Source organism: Alloalcanivorax mobilis, from assembly GCF_002864685.1.
GTDB lineage: Bacteria > Pseudomonadota > Gammaproteobacteria > Pseudomonadales > Alcanivoracaceae > Alloalcanivorax > Alloalcanivorax mobilis.
The window spans coordinates 62,623-81,760 of the sequence record NZ_NMQZ01000002.1 but is presented as its reverse complement, the minus strand read 5'-3'; the positions used below and the strand labels follow the sequence as shown (position 1 = coordinate 81,760).

The following is a 19,138-nucleotide window of genomic DNA, read 5'->3' as shown; positions in this document are numbered from 1 at the left end:
TCGGGAGGTCCGGCGAATACAACACCTGCTTGCAGGAAATAGTCGGAGCAGTACCTGTTGCTGTTTCTAGCCTCCCGACCGCCCTACTTACGCAACCTAGAAATTGCACAACAGGAGCAGGACCATGAAAACAACGCAACCTCAAAGTCCGCAAAGGCCATCAGAACTACACTCTGAAAAGCAAGCCTTGCAGCGGCAATCCGATCACACCCTCTCTTCTTCTAAAAGGCATCTGGCTGGTGCGGGCGGGGTTTACCATTGATACGCCTGTGTCGGTTACCGTGGAAGATGGGCGGCTGTCGATTGTTCGGGATCGTTGTCGGTGAGGGGATTGCCCCGGATTTCCGCCGGGGCTTCTCGCGTCAGCGGTATAGGCAAAAGGCAAGACCTGACCCCATTGCTGGCATCTCGATCCATTATGGATATTCAATTATCCAGGTCCCCCTCGGATGCTTGCGTCTGGGCATTGTCCACCCCCTCTCGTTAGGAGAAGGGATCCACTAAAGCGGGGGAACTACACAGTCGGTTGCAGCGCCTTGTTAGCACTTCTCGACTTCAGCAATTTCTTCATATTTAACTTTATAATATTTTTCTTCCATTTTTGACTGTAGTATTTTGGCATGCGGGAAGTTCTTCTTAACAAGATTCATAGTCTTTATCCTGTCACTTTCTTCAATATTGCAGCCAAGAATTACTTCTCTTAGTTTTATAGCAGGGAACGGCATAGAACCTACACCATGAGCAAGGGCCGGCCTTAGAAAACGAATTTCTTGCTCATAACTCCAGCACTCGGCCTTTGTATAAAATTGTTTTGTTACGACATCATCATAGCCATCTATATTTTTATAACCATTCAAACTGTCTACCAGGAGCTCTTCCATTCTGAGCACAGGAATTTGTGGGTACGTTTCAGAGTATTCCACGTCGTATCCCGCACCAAATATTTCGTCAAAGGGAAGAGCAACATCAAACCCTAGACATACGCCCTTATGCTGATCTCCATAATGCGACCACATTAACAAATTGTCGTTGTAAGGCGTAAGACACAAAATGCCTGCGCCTTCTCGCCATTCATCGTCTTTAGAGAGCATTTCTTGAGATTCAAAAAAATGGTTCCTTGCTCGATCCAAGTTATCCTTTAACTTTTCTCTTTTCACTCCCCTTTTCAAAAGATATTGCTTGATTTCAGCTCTGCTTGGCAACGAATAGTAGGGCACTCCCTCAAAGGGATCATTAAACCTAGCACATGATGCAAAGTAAACCTCAAGATCATTGAGAATACTTGTATAGGACTTAGATTTCGTAGATAGATATTTATAAAGCATAAATTTTGAAGTGTGTACTAACAGGAATTAGGACGCCATCTCGAACATCCAATGAACGCGCCGGCGTCATATCACTTTCCTTAGGTTCCCCTAAAGCAAAATAAAACCAGAAAAGTCAGACGCTTACAAATTCAGCAAGTTGTCCTCCTACTGATATCTTGACCAACGCTTCCCCCAAAACGCAAAAAGGCCGCCGGCACTCCCGCGCCGACGGCCTTTTAGTAAGCCCTTACTACCAGCCTAAATCAGATCATTCCCACTCAATCATCAACGAGAGCTCTAACCTATTGAAAGTAAAGATTTCACAAAAGGTTGATTTGGGGCTTTACCGTCGCTTTTACCGTCAGAATCACGGGCTCTTTGTTTCCGCGGGTGATGCAGCGATTTTTCCAGCGGCAGTGTTTTCCATACCATCATCAACCAAAGGCCATAGTACCAGAAGCACAGCGCATCATCCATATGCCCAAGCCCCCTGCCCGACACAGTGGTAATCGCGTAACCTCACAGCCAAGACGAAAGTGATATTCAAACTTCGGGCGCGATCACGTACTTCTTGCCAATAGACCAAATCGACCATTGCCTTCAAGGCCACTGAAGGTCTCAATACGAGCAACATTTCGGATAGCAGTCGGTGGATCAGAGTTTTCGATTACGATGAACTGCACTTTGTCCTTGAGGCTAGAGAGATGTTTATAGAAATGTTCAGCCAGACCTGTCTTCTTGAGGACCTTTTCATCTTCCGACAACTCACCATAGCGCGATGTCATCGGCTCACGATAAGTGAGCAATGGAGTGTCAAGAACGAGGAAGCCAGGGTATGGAAGTTCATTTTCGATACAAAAAACAACAATGGCCACATTAAAAGCTGCATGAAGAATTGCCCTAACACCTTTGCCGTTGGCGGCACGGAGTTTTCCGGCAACGATAATATCCATAGCTTCTGTGTCAAACTGCACTTTGTCTGCATCGGGAAAGCGCCATTCAGTTAGTACAGACTTCACTGTCTCGCCAAACCGGAACAATGTAGTCGAATCTGGGCCTACTGATGGTGCATCGCCTTTACTTCGTCTGGTTGGTTCAGCGTCGATTTCAGCTCTCCGTATCGACAGATTGGAGCGGCGCTTATAAAGGTCGAGTACATTTTCTATCTCGGATCGCTTCGAAACATATACTTCGTAACTTTCTCGCAAAGAAGTTTCATGTGGGCGCGCCTTCTCAATCTCGCCATCGAGCCTATCAATCTCGGTTTTCTCCAAATCAACGGTCCGGCGCAGCCCTACAGCTTCTGCCTCCAGAGAAGCTATAGTTTGAGTCAGCTCACGTTGTTCACGCTCGATCTTGCGAGCTTCAGCGGCAGCAGCTTTATGCGCCATCGCAATTTCTTCCGCAGCATGATTATGTTTTTGGGCATCAGACGGAGCACCACAGACCGGACAATCCATGTCGGTCATCGCCACGAGCACGAACCCTCCTTCTTCAATTGACTGCAGGCGCTGAAGGTCCGAGCTGTAGACAGCCTGTAATTTAGAGAAACGCTCAATCGTTAGATCAAGCTCTCCCGACCTTTCTAATAACTCGCGGCGGCGCTCTATGGATTTTCGTCTTTCACCTGCAAGGGCATCAAGTTTTGCTTGGGCATCCTTTAGCCTAAACGCAAGGTTACTTGCACTTTGCTCCAGTCGCTCTAGCTGTTCTTCGATGTCCCTTTCATCTGGCGGATTCTCGCCGAGCTCTACATTGATCTGAGCAATCAACTCATCAACTAGTTCAATTTTCGCAGCCTTGGCCACTTTGCGTTCGGAGGGTTTCGGAACTGTAACGGCCGCAGCGTCGTCAACACCGGTAAGCAAAAACTTGAACAAGTTCTGCTCGAAGGTACGCTGGGAAGGCGACCCCGAGGTAAAGACAGGACTTTTCTCGGCAATAATATCCTGCTCGGACACTACAACGTAAGGCGATAACAAGTAAATGGACAGCGTGTCCTTCTTGCAGTTACCATCTCGAACGACCGTTTTTCCGGCGACCCCCATAGCATCGAGCAATAGGTGTGAAACAGTATCAGTACGCTTTGAATCGTGCTGCTGACGCAGCACTAAACCATCTTTGACATCGGCCTTCTTGAGTAGCCCCTGATAGAGCTTGAACTGGCCACCCTGTGTTGCACGGTAAAGCGTGACATCGCGATTATCAGGTAGAGTCAGGCCTAGCCAAATCGATTCATAAGCAGCAATTTCTTCAATTGCGGGTAGACTCTTGGAAACACCGAGCATGAACAGAATGGCCTTCGAAGCGAAGGACTTACCAGTATTCGAGGCACCATAGATAATATTGAGCCCCTCATCAAACTCAAGTTCGGCAGGCTCAATGCCGGAGCCAGTGAAGACGAGATGACGCAGCCGGATACCATTCATACTGATCGCCCCGAAGATGTGTCATCGGTCGTGAATTCCGTAGTCCAGCGACCAATCTGGCCTTCAATGAGTTCCCGAATTTCAACGTTCTCCTGTTGAGCAAAGCGATCCGCCATCCATCTAGCTCGGTCCTTAAGCGCGAGAGAATAAGGCGCCTGCAGAAGTTCCACGTAACTTGGAGCCTCCTCACTGGCGCGAAATTCTATTCCAGCTTCCGTCTCAAAAACGTCAACAAGGTGCATTTGCTGCATCATACGCAGGCTTCTCTCTACCAGCTGACGACGAACTAGGAGTTCACCGGTACGATTAGGCAGATCGGGATGGAGACTTTCTGGTACATCCTGCCCATCGATATCGCCTGTATGTACGATCAAATGATCAAACCACGTCATTTCCATCAGATCGCAATGGCGCGGATAAAAAGCCTCAAGCACTACCAAGGCCCGAATACCAGTTTCAAGGGTGCTATTGAACGGATGTTTGTCCAATATTCTGTCCTCTAACGATGCCACGGCAAACGTCCGTCATTTGCGAACTGATGGCAGGTCCCTTGTTTCACTTGAGGACCTGCATGCTTGCCCAGAATGCCGGATGGTTGCAAGATCGCAGCTTGCTGCATCACTTGGCGTAGCCTCGTCAGCCCATTTGCATGTTCATCATCATGAATTTCAACTACACCGTGATAAACTTCATCCTTAAAATTAAACAAGTAATCTTCAGGGGTAGAATCTCTATAAAACCTATCAAATGCGACCGAATCAAAGAAGCGAGTACGTTGGTCACGCAGATGCTTACCAAACTCCGGGCTGGCCAATGCTGTTGTTGCATCTGGGAAAGTTCCCGGACCTTTTTCTTCGTATAGTTTAAGCAGCTGGCCGATGTATGAAGACTCACTGGCCTCGATCTGATCTGGAACAACTCCTCGTGGCGAGGGGCCAGGATCTTCGTCAAACCATTTAACCAGAGCGGGCTTGCACGCGGGATCTTCGACGAGCCGCGCTGCATCGAGCCAATGGATGTTGGTGAAATCAAATGCTTTAATCGCGGCAACAATCTCGGGGCTAAGTGGTATACTTTGCTTTTCCACTAGCTTTCCAGAAATATCAGAATCCCAGCGTTCGAGAAAGGCGGTTCTAAAGCGTTCAGGATGAGCTATAAACTGCTGCACAGCCCTAGCCACACCTCGCGGTGCGACAAAAATGTAGGAGCGTGGCAATGAGTACTCACCGACAGATGAGTGCATAAATATCTTGCCAAGCTCAATGAAGGCCGAGCTTTCGGAAAGTGACTTGCTGAGCTGCTTACATTGGAAGTTATCCCACGGACCTTCCATACGCTTATCTGTCACATAGCCCGTGACATCGCGTCCCATATCACCTGTGCCACGCCAAAGTTCATGGCTGTGGTAGTCTTTGCAACGCTGGGCCAGCCAATCATTAACGAAGTCCTCCAAACGATCTGGCGGAAGTGCGCGGATCAGGATAGCGTGGTTAATACGCAAAGACTGCCCCCTTATGAGTCCCCAATTTTGTTGTCACATTGTAATGCAACTGTTGTTTATAATGCCGCCTTACCTTGGCTACTGCGCTAACCAGAGGCAATGTCCTGAATCCTAGCCAGCATCAACCATTCTAAATGTTATTCAAGTATATTGTTACCTTTCAGAGGCGTCTTCTTGAACCCCCGATCCCTCGCCATAAACGCCTCCAGCATGTGAGGGATCAGCGTCACCGCATCCACCGGCTCGCCGTAGGCCTGGGCATGCAATGCAGCGTAACGGTCAAGGTCGGCCTTCAGGTAGGCCGGGCAAGCGAAGGTCAGCTTGGTTGTCTGAGTGCTGGGCAGTGGGCCGAGGCGTAGCTTTCGGGTCGTAGTCATTGTGGCACTTCCTGGTTGAGGAACAGTGGCTGGTAAGGACGAAGTACCAAGTCGCGGTTGACGATAATGCGTACCGACAAGCCAGGCCGCTCCGTCAAGGTAGGTTGAATGTTCAGGTTGCGCCGGGTCATTTCCTGGCCAACCTGATTGATGCTGTCTTGCGCGCTGTCGCGACCGGCGATGATGACGCGATCGCCGTCCTGCCGGTTTTCCGGTGCGGCCAGTTCAGCGCCGACACCCAGTAGCGTTGTCAGCACGGCACCGGCAAAAATACGATCCCAGTGCCAATCGACACCATCCTCCAGACCGGCATAGCCCGCCGGGTCGGTGCCAGCCAGGTTGTCGAGCGTCAGCGAGGAGGTATCCGGCAGTATGATGCGGTTCCAGACGACCTGAACCCGACTCTGCCCGTAGCTCACCTGACTGTTGTAGCGCCCCAGGATACGTGAGCCCTGTGGGATCAACAGGTGTTGGCCGGTAGCCGTGTCATAGACCGGCTCCGTCACGGTAGCGATCACATCGCCCGGCAGATCCGACTTGATCCCCGTGACCAAGGCACCTGCGATGACCGTCCCGGCCATGACCTGATACGGCGAATCGGGCAATTGCAGATCTCCGCTATTACGGGTTTCCGTGGTTCCAGATTGCAGAAACGCTTCTTTCTGGTCCTGCCGGTTCTGCACGGCTGTGGGATCCGTGGACTGGGCCGACGTCGAGGCTGGCCCGGCGGCCAGCGGATCAAAGGCCACCAAGGCATTGCCCATATCTGGCATAGGAGGCGAAGGCGATGCTGCGGTTGTCGTGGTGGCTTGGCCCTGGTTGCTCGTCTGGAAGAACAGCGGCGAAGCCGCCGCGGCCTCTTCCTCCTCGCGTAGCGCACCGGCAGGATCATGACCGGGCGCCGAGTAGCTGGCCACGGCTGGCTGCTGTGCGTTCACGATGGCTGGCCCCAGGTCACCCGGCAACGGCGGCCCCAACTCCGGCACCTCAGGCGGCAGTTCGGAATAGTCGGTGGGTAGCTGCGCCAACTCTTCGGAGCGCGACACACGTTCCACGTTATACAATTCGGTCTGCTCATCGCGCCCACGCTGCGGCGGCTGCAATGACCATATCGTGGCCCCGAGCACAGTGATCGCCAGGCCACCGGTCAGGATTGCCAAAGTGCGACGATTCAGCCGCGTCACCGGGCGCGGTTGGGCACGCAGCGTCATGGTATCGGGGGCAACCTTCTCCGCTTGCGGCGTGGTCCGGTCTGCCGTCTCGTCCTGATTCATGTTCAGTCCCTCCGGGCCACGCCGTCGGTACGTTCGATGCGCACCACATCGCCCTTATCACCGCCCAGGCGTAATTCGGCCGCCCCGAACAGTCGATCGACGATGTAGTACGGAGAACGGAACCGGTAGTTCACCAGCTGCCCATCCCCCTCGGCACCAATCACGAACAGGGGCGGTAGCTCACCTTGGGCGATACCCACCGGGAACTGGATATAGACCTTCCGTCCATCATCAAAGGCGCGCAGCGGCCTCCAGGGCGGCAGGCTACCGCTGATCGCGTAGCGAAAACGCAGATTCTCTAGTGCCAAGCCGCTAACCACGGGTGCGGCCGCCTCGGCGGCCTGATTCCGGCGCTGCAAGGCCAGCATCTGGTCACGTGGGTAATCCCAGGACACCGACGCCATCCAGGCCTTGTCCGTCGAGGTCAGTTCGATCAGGTAGGTGCGCCGGCTGGTGGTGATGACCAGGTTGGTTTTCAGGTCCGAACGAATGGGCTTGACCAGCACGTTGACGCGCAATTCGTCACCGGCACCGCTGGACGTGTCGCCCACGACCCAGCGCACGGTATCACCAGCCGCTACCGTGACCAGCTCTTCCCCCGGCTGAAGCGCAATCACCGTCACGCGCCCGACCGCTGCATAGACCTGATACAGCGCCCCATCGGTAAAGGGCCACACCTGGATGGCATTGACGTAACCCTCGCGAGTCGGTGCCATGCGCGCTTCTTCATTGGCCGTGGATACACGCACGGTTTCATCGGCGGGCTCCGGCGTCGTCTCAGCCTCCCCGGTCTCCGGCAACGGTTTCAACTGCGCCGGCATCGGCAGTACCTCCGGCACGGGCACCACTTCCACAGGCTTCGGCGGTTCGGGAAGTGGCTGGGCCTGTACGGCGTCGTCGAGTGAAATGGCCGGCGGTGGCGTGCCCTGCGTGGCGCAGCCCGACAGAGCCAGCAGGGTCAGCAGCAAAGCGTAAAAGCGAGAAGACGGTTTCATGGCTGGGCTCCTTCGGACGTATCCAGTTCGCGACTCCACGACAGACCATTGATGTATATGCCCAGGGGGTTCTTGCGCAGGCGATCTTCGGTACGCGGAGTTTGCAGCACGATGGACACCACGGCGGTCCAACGCTCCAGGCCCTCGTCAGCGCCATTGACGTAGCGGCGTTCGGTCCAGCGCACGTTGAACGACGAATCACTGGCACGCACCACACTGGTGATCTGCACCGTCACCGACTCCTTGCCGATACGTGCGAAGGGATCGTGAGTGCTGGCATAGTCATTGAGCACCGCCGCTCCCTTGTCGGTGGTGTAGTCGTAGGCAGCGAGCCAGTTCTGCCGTACCACGACCGGATCAATGGACAGCGCACGCACCAACGTCACGAAACGCGCCAAGTGGTGCGCGATCTGCGCGTCATTGGGCCGGTACGGTGTGGCAGCTTCGCCCACAGCACGTACTTGTCCGGCTTGATCCACCTCGACCACATAGGGCGTGACGATGGACTGCGCCGAGCGCCATACCAGGCCACCCGCCATCAGCAGCGCCAGGACCAGGCAGCCAAAGGCCATGAAACGCCAATTCTTGGCCTGCACACGGGACGAGCCGATGCGCTCATCCCACACTTGCGCGGCGGATTGGTACGGGGTGGCCGGTTGCGGCGATTCCGCATAGCGCACCCTCGGTCGTTTGAATCGCATGAGGGACCTCCTTGAGGGTCAGATATCCGAATCACGCAGACTTGGGCCAGAACCCGCCCCACCACTGTCGCCACCGCGCAACGTATGGGCCGTTGTTGTGGCGGCATGGGAGATCTGTTGACGGCGGTTCAAGCGCTTGGCCCAGGCGGGTTGCTGTTGGGATGACGAGGTTCCGCTCTGGCTTCCTCCGGCAGCGTCGCCCCCTGCCCCATCATCGGTAGCCGAGCTATTCCAGCCCGCACGGAAGGGAGCCGTCATACGCTGCCCAGCAGCGGAGGCACGAGCGACCGTACTTCGCCCGGCGCCTTGAGCGCCGGACCTGGCGACGTTGCCGAAGCCCGCCGCCGTCCCCTTGAGGCCTCCACCGGCTGCGGACGAACCGGACTGAAACGCTGACCGGGCACTGCTGGCGGTCGAAGTGGCAGTACGCGCGCCCGTGCCGGCCAGTCTGGCGGCGACTGGGGCCATGCGCGCCCCGGCCAGCACCGCGCCGCCCACACCCGTGGCGGCCGCACCAACGGCCACGGCGGTGCCGGCAGCGCCGATGGTGGCACCGGCCATCGCCCCGGCACCCAATTGCGGCCCGCCGGAAATCAGCCCGGTCGCAATGCCTGGCCCGAAGATGCCCAGCGCCAGCAAGGCGAGCGATGCCAGCATGATAACCAGTGCATGGTCGATGGACGGTTCGTCCGGATGCACCTGGAACTCCGCGAACAGGCCCGTGCCAATACCAACGATCACGGCCAGCACCAGCACCTTGACGCCGGAAGACACCACGTTGCCCAGCACCTTTTCGGCAAGAAACGAGGTCTTGTTCCACAGGGCGAACGGCACCAGCACGAAGCCGGCGAGCGTGGTCAGCTTGAACTCGATCAGCGTGATGAATAGCTGCACCGCCAGTACGAAGAAGCAAATGATGACTATGAACCAGGCGAGAAACAGCACGATGATCGGGGTGAGGTTGGCGAACACCTCGGGGAACCCGGCCATCTCACTAATCTGATCAAGGATCGGTGCTGCCGCATCGATACCGGTCTTGGCCAGATGCCCCGGCTGCAGGAACGTCTCCATGCTTAAGGCCGAACCGGTTGCGGTTAGCCCCAAGACCGCGAATGAACGGAATACGATGCTCGCCAGCCAATTGAAGTTGCCGATGATGTAGGCAAAGGCACCGACGTAGAGCACCTTGCGGATGAGCTTCGCCAGCACGTCGTCACCCTGGCCAGTGGCATGCCCCAGCGCCCAATAGAGGCCGGCGAGCGTCATATCGATCACCACCAGTGTGGCGGTCAGAAAGGCCACCTCCCCCTGCAGCAACCCGAACCCTGAATCGATGTAGGTGGAAAAGACATTGAGGAAATGGTCGATCACGCCGATGTCGTTCATCGCGAAGCCTCCATCGGTACCGAGGGACCATCGAAGCTGGCCGGAATTGGCGGCAAGTCAGCTAGTGTCTGGTATTCGTCCGGCCCGGCCTTGCCGGAGAAAAAACGGTACCAATTGGCCTGTTCGACACGTGAGCAGAAGACGTGGTCATGTTTCCCCTGGCGGCACTGCACACGGAGAACATGAAGCTGCGCCGGATCAGTTGCCAGCGCATTGACCGACATCGCCTGCTGCCGACCGCAGGCGGCCAGCAGCAATGCGAAGGCGAACAGGACGGGTATGCATTTCATCGCCGTGCCCGTCAGTGGTTGTAGAAGTTCACGGGCTGAGACGTGTACGCCGTGCCGGTACCGAGGAAGCGCCGTGTCACCTCACGGCCACGTTCGACAGCAGTGGCCTGACGTGCCAACTCCAGTGCCATCGCACGGCCCTGCGTCAGTTGAAGCTGTTGTGCCTGGATCGACTGCTTGGCTTGCAACGCCAGCAGTTGGTTGGTCGCCTGCTGCGCCTGCAAAGCACCCGTGGCCGACTGGCTTTGACCGACCAGATCGATCAGTACACTTTCGTCTTCGTCCAGGTTGCGCGACACCTGGGCCTGTATCTGCATCGCGGTCTGCAAGCCATGGAGCGTGTTCTGCCAACGCCGATGCGCACCCTGCACCATCTGGTCGCTGCTGATAGCAGCGTCGTACTGCTCCGGGTATAAACGCGCAAACTGCTGATCCAAGCTCTGAATGTCGTAGGCCAGCCCCTGTGCTCGATCGATCAACTGCTGGGTGTTGGCAAGCGTTGTACGCAATCGACTGACCGTATTGAACGGCAGGCTCTCCAGATTGCGCCCCTGATTTACGAGCATTTGCGCTTCGTTCTGGAGCTGATTGATCTGGTTTTCGATCATTTCCAGCGTGCGGATTGCGGTCAGTGTGTTCTGCACGAGGTTGGTCGGATCGATAACCGTGAACGCTACAGCCGACTGGGCCGTCATCAGCGAGCCGACCAGCACGACAATAAGCGGAAGGGAGCGCACACGGATCTTCATGGTGAGACCTCCTATGGCTGAGGAACCCGGTTGGTGGACGCGCTGAATGACGAGATGGGAGAAAACTCGGGCAACAGGTCGGTCGCCCAATCGAGGCTGCGATGACGCAGCCAGGCACCGGCAAAGCCCGGCACACCAGCGTCAGCAAGCACACGGTCGATGTCACGTTGATCCTGCGGCGTTGAGGCACCCGCAAACGCCAGCGCGACGGTCCCCAGGTCGAGGTCAAACAGGCGATTGCCCAGGCGTGACTGGTAGTAGTAGTCGCGCTTGGGTTCGGCGGTGGCAATGATCTCGATTTGCCGACTGTTGAGGCCAAAGCCCTCGTAGATGGTGCGGATCTGTGGCTCAGTAGCCTGTGGGTTCGGCAGGAAGATGCGGCTGGCGCAGCTTTCGATGATGGCCGGCGCAATGCTGGAATCCTTGATGTCAGCCAGCGACTGCGTGGCGAAGATGACGCTGACGTTCTTCTTGCGCAGCGTCTTGAGCCACTGGCGGATACGCGCGGCAAATACCGGGTCGTCGAGGAACAGCCAGGACTCATCAAGGATCAACAGCGAAGGGGCACCGTCGAACCGTTCATCAAAGCGCGCGAACAGATAGCCCAGCACAGCCAGCACCGCCGCCTTGCTGTGCATCAGCTCTTCCATTTCGAAGCCCTGCACGTCGGCGCTACCGAGTCGGTCATGATCGGCATCCAGCAGCTTGCCGTGAGCGCCCCCGAGCACATAGGGTGCGAGCGCCTGTCGCAGTGCGTTGGATTGCAGCAGGACGGACAGTCCGGTCATGGTGCGCTGTTCCAGCGGCGCCCCGGAGAGGCTGTTCAGCGCCGACCAGATGGCCGCCTTCTCGTCCGGGCCGACCGCCACGCCTTCGTGCAGCAAGCGACCTTCCACCCACTCGGCCGCCCAGATGCGATAACCCTCCTGGCCGATTTGCGCGAGCGGCTGGAAGGCAATGCCGCCATCAGCACCCAGGTCGTAGTGTTCGCCGCCCAGGCCGAGGATCGTAGCGCGCATCGAGCGGCCCATATCGAAGGCGAAAATGCGCGAACCAGGATAGCGGCGGAACTGCATCGCCAGCGTGGCCAGCAACACCGACTTACCCATGCCGGTCGGCCCCACGACGAGGGTGTGGCCCACGTCACCAATGTGCGTCACCAACCGGAACGGCGTGGCACCATCGGTACGGGTGACAACCAACGGTGGGCCATCAAGATGATCGTTCTTTTCGGGCCCGGCCCACACCGCCGACATCGGCATCAGGTGCGCCAGGTTCAGTGTCGATACGATAGGCTGACGCACATTCGCATAGGCATTACCGGGGATCGAGGACAGCCAGGCATCGACCGCATTCAGTGTCTCGGGAATGGTCACGAACCCACGTCCCTGGATGGCGCGCTCCACCATCCGCCGCTTCTCGTCGGCCAGATCGGCATCCGTGTCCATCACGGTGACCGTGGCCGTCAGATAACCAACGGCGACCTGATCGCTACCCAGCTCCTGCAGGGCCACATCGGCGTCCGCCGCCTTGTTGTTGGCGTCGGTATCCACCAGCGGGCTTTCCTGCTGGAAGATCGTCTCGCGCAGCAGCGCCACCACGTTCTTGCGCTTGGCGAACCACTGACGGCGCAGGCGGCCCAGCTCCTTTTCCGCCTCGGTTTTGTCGAGGCACAGAAAGCGCGTACTCCAGCGATAGCCAAATCCCAAGCGATTGAGGTCATCCAGAATCCCCGGCCAGGTCGAGGTCGGGAAACCGCGCACCGATACCACTCGCAGGTGGTGATCGCCGAGCGTCGGCGCCAGTCCGCCGACCAGTGGGCGGTCGGCCAATAGCGCATCCAGATGAAACGGCACCTCGGGAACGCCGATCTCGTAGCGGCGCGTCGAGACGGTCGTGTGCAGGTAGGTCAGCGTCTGGCTGTCATCCAACCAGGCGATTTCCGGCATCACGCCGTCGAGCAGATCGAATATGCGATTGGTCTCCGCCACGAAGGCATCCAGCCGGCCCTGCCAATCCACACCTTCGCCGGGGGCGTTCTCGTACAGCACCTTGGCCGCGCGGGCGTGGGATTCTTCCGATGGCAGGAAGGCCAGCGTCAGGTGATAGCGGCTCTCGAAGTGCTGATTGGATTCCTCAAACGCAGCGCGGCGTTCCTCATCCACCAGCCAGGACAGAGCCTCCGGAAAATCAGAATGCGGATAGTCCCCCGCCAACTGACGTTCCGCCTCGATAAACAGCGCCCACCCTGTCCCCAGTCGGCGCAGCGCATTGTTGAGCCGCGCCGTGACGGCGATCATCTCGCCCTGCGTGGCACTGTCCAGATCCGGTCCCCGGAAACGCGCCGTCCTCTGGAACGAACCATCCTTGTTGAGCACCACACCTGGCGCGACCAACCCGGCCCAGGGCAACCAATCTGCCAGTAACGCGGGGCGCTTGCGGTATTCGGCGAGATTCAGCATCGCGACACCTCCCTACACGTCCAGCAGCGGCTTGTGCTTGATGTGTCGGGCGAAGACTTGCATGAACTGCGCATCGACTCGCGCGCCCCAGACCGCCAGTGAATGGCCGACGATCCACAGCACCACCCCCGGAATCCACAGTTGCAGGCCCAACCCGACGGCGGCAGCCAAAGTCCCGTTGGCAATGGCGACCGTACGCGGCGCACCACCCAGCAAGATCGGCTCGGTCAGCGAGCGATGCAGCGGAATCTCGAAGCCCGGTGCGAAGCCCGAAGCTCCCTCATTGGCCGTACTCATACGACCGCCCCGCCCGAAAAGTTGAAGAACGACAGAAAGAACGAGGACGCGGCGAAGGCAATGGAGAGCCCGAACACGATCTGAATCAGCTTGCGAAAGCCCCCACTGGTATCGCCAAAGGCCAGTGCCAGGCCCGTACTAATAATGATGATGACGGCTACGATGCGCGCGACTGGCCCCTGGATGGACTCGAGAATGGATTCCAGCGGGCCTTCCCAGGGCATTGAGGAACCGGCGGCCTGCGCCGTGCTGGCCAACAACAGCATCAGTGCGGCCAGTAACAGCCCCTGCCCTGCGAGTCCGGGCAGAGGGTGCAGCCACATTGAGCGGGAAAGCGGCTGGTCAGTAAAACGCCAAGCAAGGGTATGGGTCATGGCTGTTCTCCAAGGGAACTGGGAGTTGGGGTGGAACCAGGTGGTGATGGCAATTCGGGCAACGACGTGTCCAACACGTCCGTCAGGTGGTAGCCGGTAGCGTCGAAGCCCGTCACATGGGCGATACCGGCGATACGGCGCTTGCGGCCACGCCCCGCGATGTAGATGACGACATTGACCGCTTCGGCGATCAGCGGGCGCGGCGGATTCACTGCGACTTCGAGAATCAACTGCTCCAAACGCAACAGGGCGCCCAGGGTGGAACCCGCATGGATGGTGGCAATGCCGCCGGGATGCCCCGTGCCCCAGACCTTGATAAGATCCAGCGCCTCACCACCACGGACCTCGCCAACTACCACACGATCGGGCCGCAGCCGCATGGTGGCGCGCACCAGCTCGCTCATGGTCACAACACCCGAACGCGTGCGCAGCGGTACATGGTCATGGGCGGCGCATTGCAGTTCGATGGTGTCCTCGAGCACCAGTACGCGGTCGCCGGTGGTGGCGATCTCCGCGAGCAAGGCATTGGCCAGTGTGGTCTTGCCGGAGCTGGTGCCACCGGCAATCAGGATGTTTTGCCGGTGGCGTACCGCACGGCACAGGAACTCGGCTTGCTGCACCGTCATCATCCCATCGGCGACGTAGCGCTCCAGTGGGATAACACCCACAGCGCGCTTGCGCAGCGCGAAGGCCGGCCCGGGCGCGGCCGGCGGCAGGATGCCCTCGAAGCGCTCGCCCGTTTCCGGCAGCTCAGCCGTCAACAGCGGTTGACCGCGATGCACCTCCGCGCCGACATGGGCGGCGACCAAACGGATAATGCGCTCACCGTCGGCCTCGGGCAGTGACACGTCCAGCGGCGCGCGGCCGGAGGACAGGCGGTCGACCCACAGCGTGCGGTCGGGGTTGAGCATGATCTCCACCACGTCCGGGTCTTCCAGTGCAGCGGCAATCACCGGCCCCATTGCTGTACGCAGCATCTGGATACGTCGATCCAGCGACGTGGTGGGGGAAGACTGAGGAATGGCGCTCATGACATCGGTTCCCCAGCACGTTCCCGCCCCTCACCTTGCGCTGCCGCGTCGTCCATGTGCACCGGGTCGGGATGCAACTCCTCCACCACGTCACGCACCAGACTGCGCCCACGCAGCAAATGGCGCCCAAGTTGTTCGACGAACTGCTCGAAACGCGCCTTACCCTGGGCGCGGGCGGCGTCCTGATGGGCCTCGGGCACCGGCGTGCTCACCGTCAGGAAGTAGCGCACGAACAGCGCCAGCGTCTCGATCTCGATGTTCTGATCACGCTCCAGGCGCTCGAACTGGCGCGACAGGCGATCCAGCCGTTTAGCGATGGCAGCCTCGCGTCGGTCGGCGGCGTCCGGTGACAACCAGGACGCCAGGGCCGCCGCGACGATGCTGGATTTCGAGACGCCTTTCTTTGCGGCCAACTCATCCAGGCGCTTGGCGTGCTCGGGCTGGATAAAGAGGTTCAAGCGGTATCGGCTCATAGCGGGATTCCATCATCAGGATCGAGGGACGCCTGCCGCGCCACGCGTTGCATGGCCGGGTCCAACTGGCTCGGAAGAGTCAGTGGCGCGTCGTCGTCATCGAGCAGTGCCAGGTCACTGGCCGGGTGTTCCGACTCAGGGCTGAAAGCGACGGTCTCGGATAGCTCGGGCAGGCGGCGCGGGCCACCGTCGTCCGTGTCGTCCAGGCCATCAGCAGAAGCCGTAGTCGATGCCGCGGGTACGGTCGGGACTACCAACTCGCGCCAGTCGTCGGGTCGGGCCGGGGGCGTATCCGCGTAACGCCCCGCCGCGAGTACAGGCACCGGCAGCACGCGTTGCTTGAAATTGGCATCCAGGTAGTAGCGCAGCTTTTTAGCCTTGATCGGTGCCACACTTGAGACCATCACCACGGCTTCATCGGGTGGAAGTTGCATCACTTCTCCGGGCGTCAGCAGCGGCCGTGCGGTTTCCTGACGCGACACCATCAGGTGGCCCAGCCACGGCGCCAGCCGGTGGCCGGCGTAGTTGCGCTGTGCGCGTAACTCAGTGGCGGTGCCCAGCGTCTCGGATATCCGCTTGGCCGTGCGTTCATCGTTGGTGGCAAAGGTCACCCGCACATGGCAGTTGTCGAGTATCGAGTGGTTCTGCCCGTAAGCTTTGTCGATCTGGTTGAGCGACTGCGCGATGAGAAAGCTGCGGATGCCATACCCCGCCATGAAGGCCAAGGCAGTCTCGAAGAAATCGAGCCGTCCCAATGCCGGGAACTCATCGAGCATCAGTAGCAGCTTGTGGCGTCGCTCGATGCCGTCGGAGCCGTCGAGCGACTCCGTGAGCCGCCGTCCAATCTGATTGAGGATTAACCGGATCAGCGGTTTGGTACGACTGATGTCCGACGGTGGCACCACCAGGTACAACGAGACGGGATGCTCGGCGGCAATCAGGTCGGCGATACGCCAGTCACAGCGCGAGGTCACTGCCGCCACCGTAGGGTCGCGGTACAGCCCCAGGAATGACATAGCTGTGGAGAGCACACCTGATCGTTCGTTGACGGCTTTGTTGAGCACTTCCCGAGCTGCTGACGCGACCACGGGATGCGGTTTGTCACCCAGATGCTTCGTCGTCATCATCCGGTGCAGCGTCAGTTCGAATGGGCAGTCGGGATCGGAGAGGAAGTTGGCGACACCACACAGGGTCTTGTCCTCGCCTGCGTAGAGCACATGCAGAATCGCGCCGACCAGCAGTGCATGGCTGGTCTTTTCCCAGTGATTGCGCCGCTCCAGCGCGCCCTCGGGATCGACCAGGATGTCGGCAATGTTCTGCACGTCGCGCACCTCATGCGCGCCACGCCGTACTTCCAGCAGCGGGTTGTAGCCAGCCGAGTTGGCATCGGTGGGGTTGAACAGCAGGCAGTGCGAAAAGCGCGAACGCCAGCCGGCGGTAAGCTGCCAGTTCTCGCCCTTGATGTCGTGAATAATCACAGAGTCAGGCCAAGACAGAAGCGTCGGCACCACTAAGCCGACGCCCTTGCCTGAGCGCGTGGGCGCAAAGGCCAGCACGTGTTCCGGACCTTCATGGCGCAGATACTGGTCGTCGTGCAGGCCCAGGAAGACGCCCGTTGGATCGGATAGTTTGGCCTTGCGGATGTCGGTGTCGTTAGCCCAGCGTGCTGAACCGTAGGTGGTAACTCGCTTGGCTTGTCGAGAACGCCATACCGACATGGCGATAGCGACGATGACGGCGACCAGGCCACTGCTACCCGCGATGGCGCCTCCGATATCGAAGATATCCGGTGCATAGACACCGAAGAAGAACCACCAGTCAAAAAGTCGCCAAGGGTGATAGACCGGGGTGCCGAAAAAATCGAACCAGGGCGAGCCGAGACGTAGCTGATAGCCCAGGGCGGCAGCGGTCCATTGTGTGGCACCCCACACGCCGGCGATCACGATGCCGAAAACGACCGTGATCTGTCCGAACAATATGCCCTGAGTTTGCATTCACCGGCCTCCAATATGTTCGCACTAATTCCTCGCTCAATCGCGACATAAGAACGTGCCGCATAACGCGAGGATCTGTGCCAAACCGGTGCCGATCAAAGACCATTATCGAAAGATAAGTGATGCAAAAAGCATCGTTTCATGCAGGAGAATGTGTCGTGAAAACGCGGCAAGCATGGGCGTGCTGCGGCGTGTCAGAAAAGAATGGAGGAATTTCTTTTTGAATGGCGAACAATCAGAATGTCGGCGAGTCTTCCGGCGGCGTATAGGGGGTATCGCCATCACCGTAGAATCGTCTGCGCGTGGCCTCGGCTACCCGGTTGCACAACACGTCGCTCATCGTTGGCCGGTCGGCCTTGCACTGCTGACGCAGCGCCTTCAGGCGATCAGGCTCGTCAGCCAACTTGTCTACGCTGGGTACATTAGCGACGTCAACTGCCTCCTGATTAGGTGGCTCCGGGGGATTGCAGGCAGTCAGCATTGCCATCAGCAATACAGGGACAGCTCGTTTCATAGCTCAACCTCTGCTTCGGGATCGGGGTCAGGTGGACGAACGGGTCTCATGGTGTCGGGAGATGCGATGGCATGCACCCGCTCGACGAAGCGGGATAGAACCTCGGACGTCTCCGCTTCCCGGTGCAGCAAATAGGTCGTCAACAGCGGCGAACGACCGGCCAGTGGACGAGCGACCACACCAGATTCACGACTGGAAGCGATGTGCGGCGCGCCTGCCAAGCCAAGAGCAAAGCCTGCTGATACCAACGCCATCATCAGGTCGCAGGAAGACACGCGCTCGGCGATCAAGGGTTCTTGCTCCACACGTCGCAACACCCGCTCGATTTGGCGTGCAGGGCCTTCACAGACCTGCGGATCACACAGCACCAGGGGGTAACGCAGCACGTCTTCCAGAGGGATGCACTTGTGAGTTAATAAGGGATGCCGCGCCGGCACGGCGACCATGATCGGGTCGCTCCAGACCGCCTCAACCACAATGCCTTCACCCACTTCATCGGATTGAGCAAACCCCACATCGTACAGGTCATCCTGCAACCCTTTGAGTTGCTGGGACAGCGACACCTCGAACAGGCGTATTTCCACCTCAGGCTCCTCCTGGCGACACTGGGCCAGCAGGGCTGGCAGCCGTGAAGGCGTCACTCCATCTGATAGCGCGATACGCAACTGACCGTGAAAACCATTGGCCGCAGCTTTCACGCTGTCCCGTGCCTGCTCCAGAGTGGTAAAAACGCGCGGCACATGCTCCAAAAACAGTTTGCCTGCACGGGTCAGCCGCGTCCTTCGACTAGTGCGTACAAACAACTGTTCACCCAAGTCCTCTTCCAGTTCTTTGATGGTGCGTGACAACGGCGATTGCTCAATGTGCAGGCGTTCCGCCGCTCGGGCAAAATGAAGTTCTTCGGCGACGGCAAGGAAGCAGCGTAAGTGGCGTAATTCCATACATACTTTCCTGTCAGACGACAGTCATATCGGCAACTGTATG

At 58.3% G+C, this 19,138-nt stretch carries 21 protein-coding genes; 1 reads left to right on the top strand and 20 read right to left on the bottom strand.

The features are described from left to right. The first annotated feature begins 173 nt into the window (after positions 1-173). Positions 174-326 (top strand): SymE family type I addiction module toxin, encoded by a 153-nt coding sequence (locus CGS25_RS19380; RefSeq protein WP_101674404.1) that lies wholly within the window; start codon positions 174-176, stop codon positions 324-326. A gap of 213 nt (positions 327-539) precedes the next feature. Here the strand turns inward: CGS25_RS19380 and CGS25_RS01985 are convergent, their stop codons facing one another. From CGS25_RS01985 to CGS25_RS01895, 20 genes are all read right to left on the bottom strand, one after another. Further along, positions 540-1,217 carry a DUF2971 domain-containing protein gene (locus tag CGS25_RS01985; RefSeq protein WP_157933764.1) on the bottom strand — a complete coding sequence of 226 codons (678 nt, stop codon included), beginning with the start codon at positions 1,215-1,217 and terminating at the stop codon, positions 540-542. Between the two features lie 387 nt (positions 1,218-1,604). After that, on the bottom strand, positions 1,605-1,784 hold the full coding sequence (locus CGS25_RS18935; protein WP_157933763.1) for a hypothetical protein: 180 nt from the start codon (positions 1,782-1,784) through the stop codon (positions 1,605-1,607). Positions 1,785-1,867: 83 nt separating this feature from the next. Next, positions 1,868-3,736, bottom strand: a complete 1,869-nt coding sequence (locus tag CGS25_RS01980; RefSeq protein ID WP_101674402.1) for an SMC family protein — start codon at positions 3,734-3,736, stop codon at positions 1,868-1,870. Continuing rightward, complete coding sequence (locus tag CGS25_RS01975) at positions 3,733-4,224, bottom strand: ABC-three component system middle component 2 (RefSeq protein ID WP_198588664.1); 492 nt, start codon at positions 4,222-4,224, stop codon at positions 3,733-3,735. Before CGS25_RS01975 ends, CGS25_RS01980 begins: the two co-directional genes overlap by 4 nt. An 11-nt stretch (positions 4,225-4,235) precedes the next feature. Further along, a complete protein-coding gene (locus CGS25_RS01970; protein WP_198588663.1) occupies positions 4,236-5,237 on the bottom strand; it encodes an ABC-three component system protein in 1,002 nt (333 codons plus the stop codon). 137 nt (positions 5,238-5,374) lie between these two features. After that, entirely contained in the window at positions 5,375-5,614 is a 240-nt protein-coding gene (locus tag CGS25_RS01965; RefSeq protein WP_101674401.1) for a DUF2274 domain-containing protein, read from the bottom strand. Beyond that, positions 5,611-6,888, bottom strand: a complete 1,278-nt coding sequence (locus tag CGS25_RS01960; RefSeq protein WP_101674400.1) for a TrbI/VirB10 family protein — start codon at positions 6,886-6,888, stop codon at positions 5,611-5,613. Before CGS25_RS01960 ends, CGS25_RS01965 begins: the two co-directional genes overlap by 4 nt. A gap of 2 nt (positions 6,889-6,890) precedes the next feature. Beyond that, positions 6,891-7,883, bottom strand: a complete 993-nt coding sequence (gene trbG / locus CGS25_RS01955) for a P-type conjugative transfer protein TrbG (RefSeq protein WP_101674399.1) — start codon at positions 7,881-7,883, stop codon at positions 6,891-6,893. After that, positions 7,880-8,584: a conjugal transfer protein TrbF gene (trbF, locus tag CGS25_RS01950; RefSeq protein ID WP_101674398.1), complete on the bottom strand. Its 705-nt coding sequence runs from the start codon at positions 8,582-8,584 to the stop codon at positions 7,880-7,882. Before trbF ends, trbG begins: the two co-directional genes overlap by 4 nt. An 18-nt stretch (positions 8,585-8,602) precedes the next feature. After that, positions 8,603-9,970: a P-type conjugative transfer protein TrbL gene (gene trbL / locus CGS25_RS01945; RefSeq protein WP_101674397.1), complete on the bottom strand. Its 1,368-nt coding sequence runs from the start codon at positions 9,968-9,970 to the stop codon at positions 8,603-8,605. Then, on the bottom strand, positions 9,967-10,260 hold the full coding sequence (locus tag CGS25_RS01940) for a hypothetical protein (protein ID WP_101674396.1): 294 nt from the start codon (positions 10,258-10,260) through the stop codon (positions 9,967-9,969). The genes trbL and CGS25_RS01940 overlap by 4 nt, the downstream gene beginning before the upstream one ends. 11 nt (positions 10,261-10,271) lie before the next feature. Then, positions 10,272-11,009 (bottom strand): P-type conjugative transfer protein TrbJ, encoded by a 738-nt coding sequence (trbJ, locus tag CGS25_RS01935; RefSeq protein ID WP_101674395.1) that lies wholly within the window; start codon positions 11,007-11,009, stop codon positions 10,272-10,274. Between the two features lie 11 nt (positions 11,010-11,020). Then, entirely contained in the window at positions 11,021-13,471 is a 2,451-nt protein-coding gene (gene trbE, locus CGS25_RS01930; protein ID WP_101674394.1) for a conjugal transfer protein TrbE, read from the bottom strand. Positions 13,472-13,483: 12 nt separating this feature from the next. After that, positions 13,484-13,768 carry a VirB3 family type IV secretion system protein gene (locus CGS25_RS01925; RefSeq protein WP_101674393.1) on the bottom strand — a complete coding sequence of 95 codons (285 nt, stop codon included), beginning with the start codon at positions 13,766-13,768 and terminating at the stop codon, positions 13,484-13,486. Continuing rightward, the gene (locus CGS25_RS01920; protein WP_101674392.1) at positions 13,765-14,142 is read right to left on the bottom strand and encodes a TrbC/VirB2 family protein; all 378 of its coding nucleotides are present in this window, start codon (positions 14,140-14,142) and stop codon (positions 13,765-13,767) included. The genes CGS25_RS01925 and CGS25_RS01920 overlap by 4 nt, the downstream gene beginning before the upstream one ends. Beyond that, positions 14,139-15,173 carry a P-type conjugative transfer ATPase TrbB gene (gene trbB, locus CGS25_RS01915; protein ID WP_101674391.1) on the bottom strand — a complete coding sequence of 345 codons (1,035 nt, stop codon included), beginning with the start codon at positions 15,171-15,173 and terminating at the stop codon, positions 14,139-14,141. Before trbB ends, CGS25_RS01920 begins: the two co-directional genes overlap by 4 nt. Beyond that, complete coding sequence (locus tag CGS25_RS01910; RefSeq protein WP_101674390.1) at positions 15,170-15,646, bottom strand: ribbon-helix-helix protein, CopG family; 477 nt, start codon at positions 15,644-15,646, stop codon at positions 15,170-15,172. The genes trbB and CGS25_RS01910 overlap by 4 nt, the downstream gene beginning before the upstream one ends. After that, a complete protein-coding gene (locus tag CGS25_RS01905) occupies positions 15,643-17,640 on the bottom strand; it encodes a conjugal transfer protein TraG (protein WP_101674389.1) in 1,998 nt (665 codons plus the stop codon). The genes CGS25_RS01910 and CGS25_RS01905 overlap by 4 nt, the downstream gene beginning before the upstream one ends. Positions 17,641-17,875: 235 nt before the next feature. Then, the gene (locus CGS25_RS01900) at positions 17,876-18,154 is read right to left on the bottom strand and encodes an entry exclusion lipoprotein TrbK (RefSeq protein ID WP_101674388.1); all 279 of its coding nucleotides are present in this window, start codon (positions 18,152-18,154) and stop codon (positions 17,876-17,878) included. Beyond that, positions 18,151-19,095, bottom strand: a complete 945-nt coding sequence (locus CGS25_RS01895) for a LysR family transcriptional regulator (RefSeq protein WP_101674387.1) — start codon at positions 19,093-19,095, stop codon at positions 18,151-18,153. The genes CGS25_RS01900 and CGS25_RS01895 overlap by 4 nt, the downstream gene beginning before the upstream one ends. Positions 19,096-19,138: the final 43 nt, after the last annotated feature.

Bases quoted from the DNA above. Each gene is read 5' to 3' on its own strand.
- CGS25_RS18935 (WP_157933763.1), bottom strand. From the start codon at position 1,784: ATGGATGATGCGCTGTGCTTCTGGTACTATGGCCTTTGGTTGATGATG.
- CGS25_RS01980 (WP_101674402.1), bottom strand. From the start codon at position 3,736: ATGAATGGTATCCGGCTGCGTCATCTCGTCTTCACTGGCTCCGGCATT.
- CGS25_RS01965 (WP_101674401.1), bottom strand. From the start codon at position 5,614: ATGACTACGACCCGAAAGCTACGCCTCGGCCCACTGCCCAGCACTCAG.
- CGS25_RS01960 (WP_101674400.1), bottom strand. From the start codon at position 6,888: ATGAATCAGGACGAGACGGCAGACCGGACCACGCCGCAAGCGGAGAAG.
- trbG (WP_101674399.1), bottom strand. From the start codon at position 7,883: ATGAAACCGTCTTCTCGCTTTTACGCTTTGCTGCTGACCCTGCTGGCT.
- trbF (WP_101674398.1), bottom strand. From the start codon at position 8,584: ATGCGATTCAAACGACCGAGGGTGCGCTATGCGGAATCGCCGCAACCG.
- trbL (WP_101674397.1), bottom strand. From the start codon at position 9,970: ATGAACGACATCGGCGTGATCGACCATTTCCTCAATGTCTTTTCCACC.
- CGS25_RS01940 (WP_101674396.1), bottom strand. From the start codon at position 10,260: ATGAAATGCATACCCGTCCTGTTCGCCTTCGCATTGCTGCTGGCCGCC.
- trbJ (WP_101674395.1), bottom strand. From the start codon at position 11,009: ATGAAGATCCGTGTGCGCTCCCTTCCGCTTATTGTCGTGCTGGTCGGC.
- trbE (WP_101674394.1), bottom strand. From the start codon at position 13,471: ATGCTGAATCTCGCCGAATACCGCAAGCGCCCCGCGTTACTGGCAGAT.
- CGS25_RS01925 (WP_101674393.1), bottom strand. From the start codon at position 13,768: ATGAGTACGGCCAATGAGGGAGCTTCGGGCTTCGCACCGGGCTTCGAG.
- CGS25_RS01920 (WP_101674392.1), bottom strand. From the start codon at position 14,142: ATGACCCATACCCTTGCTTGGCGTTTTACTGACCAGCCGCTTTCCCGC.
- trbB (WP_101674391.1), bottom strand. From the start codon at position 15,173: ATGAGCGCCATTCCTCAGTCTTCCCCCACCACGTCGCTGGATCGACGT.
- CGS25_RS01910 (WP_101674390.1), bottom strand. From the start codon at position 15,646: ATGAGCCGATACCGCTTGAACCTCTTTATCCAGCCCGAGCACGCCAAG.
- CGS25_RS01905 (WP_101674389.1), bottom strand. From the start codon at position 17,640: ATGCAAACTCAGGGCATATTGTTCGGACAGATCACGGTCGTTTTCGGC.
- CGS25_RS01900 (WP_101674388.1), bottom strand. From the start codon at position 18,154: ATGAAACGAGCTGTCCCTGTATTGCTGATGGCAATGCTGACTGCCTGC.
- CGS25_RS01895 (WP_101674387.1), bottom strand. From the start codon at position 19,095: ATGGAATTACGCCACTTACGCTGCTTCCTTGCCGTCGCCGAAGAACTT.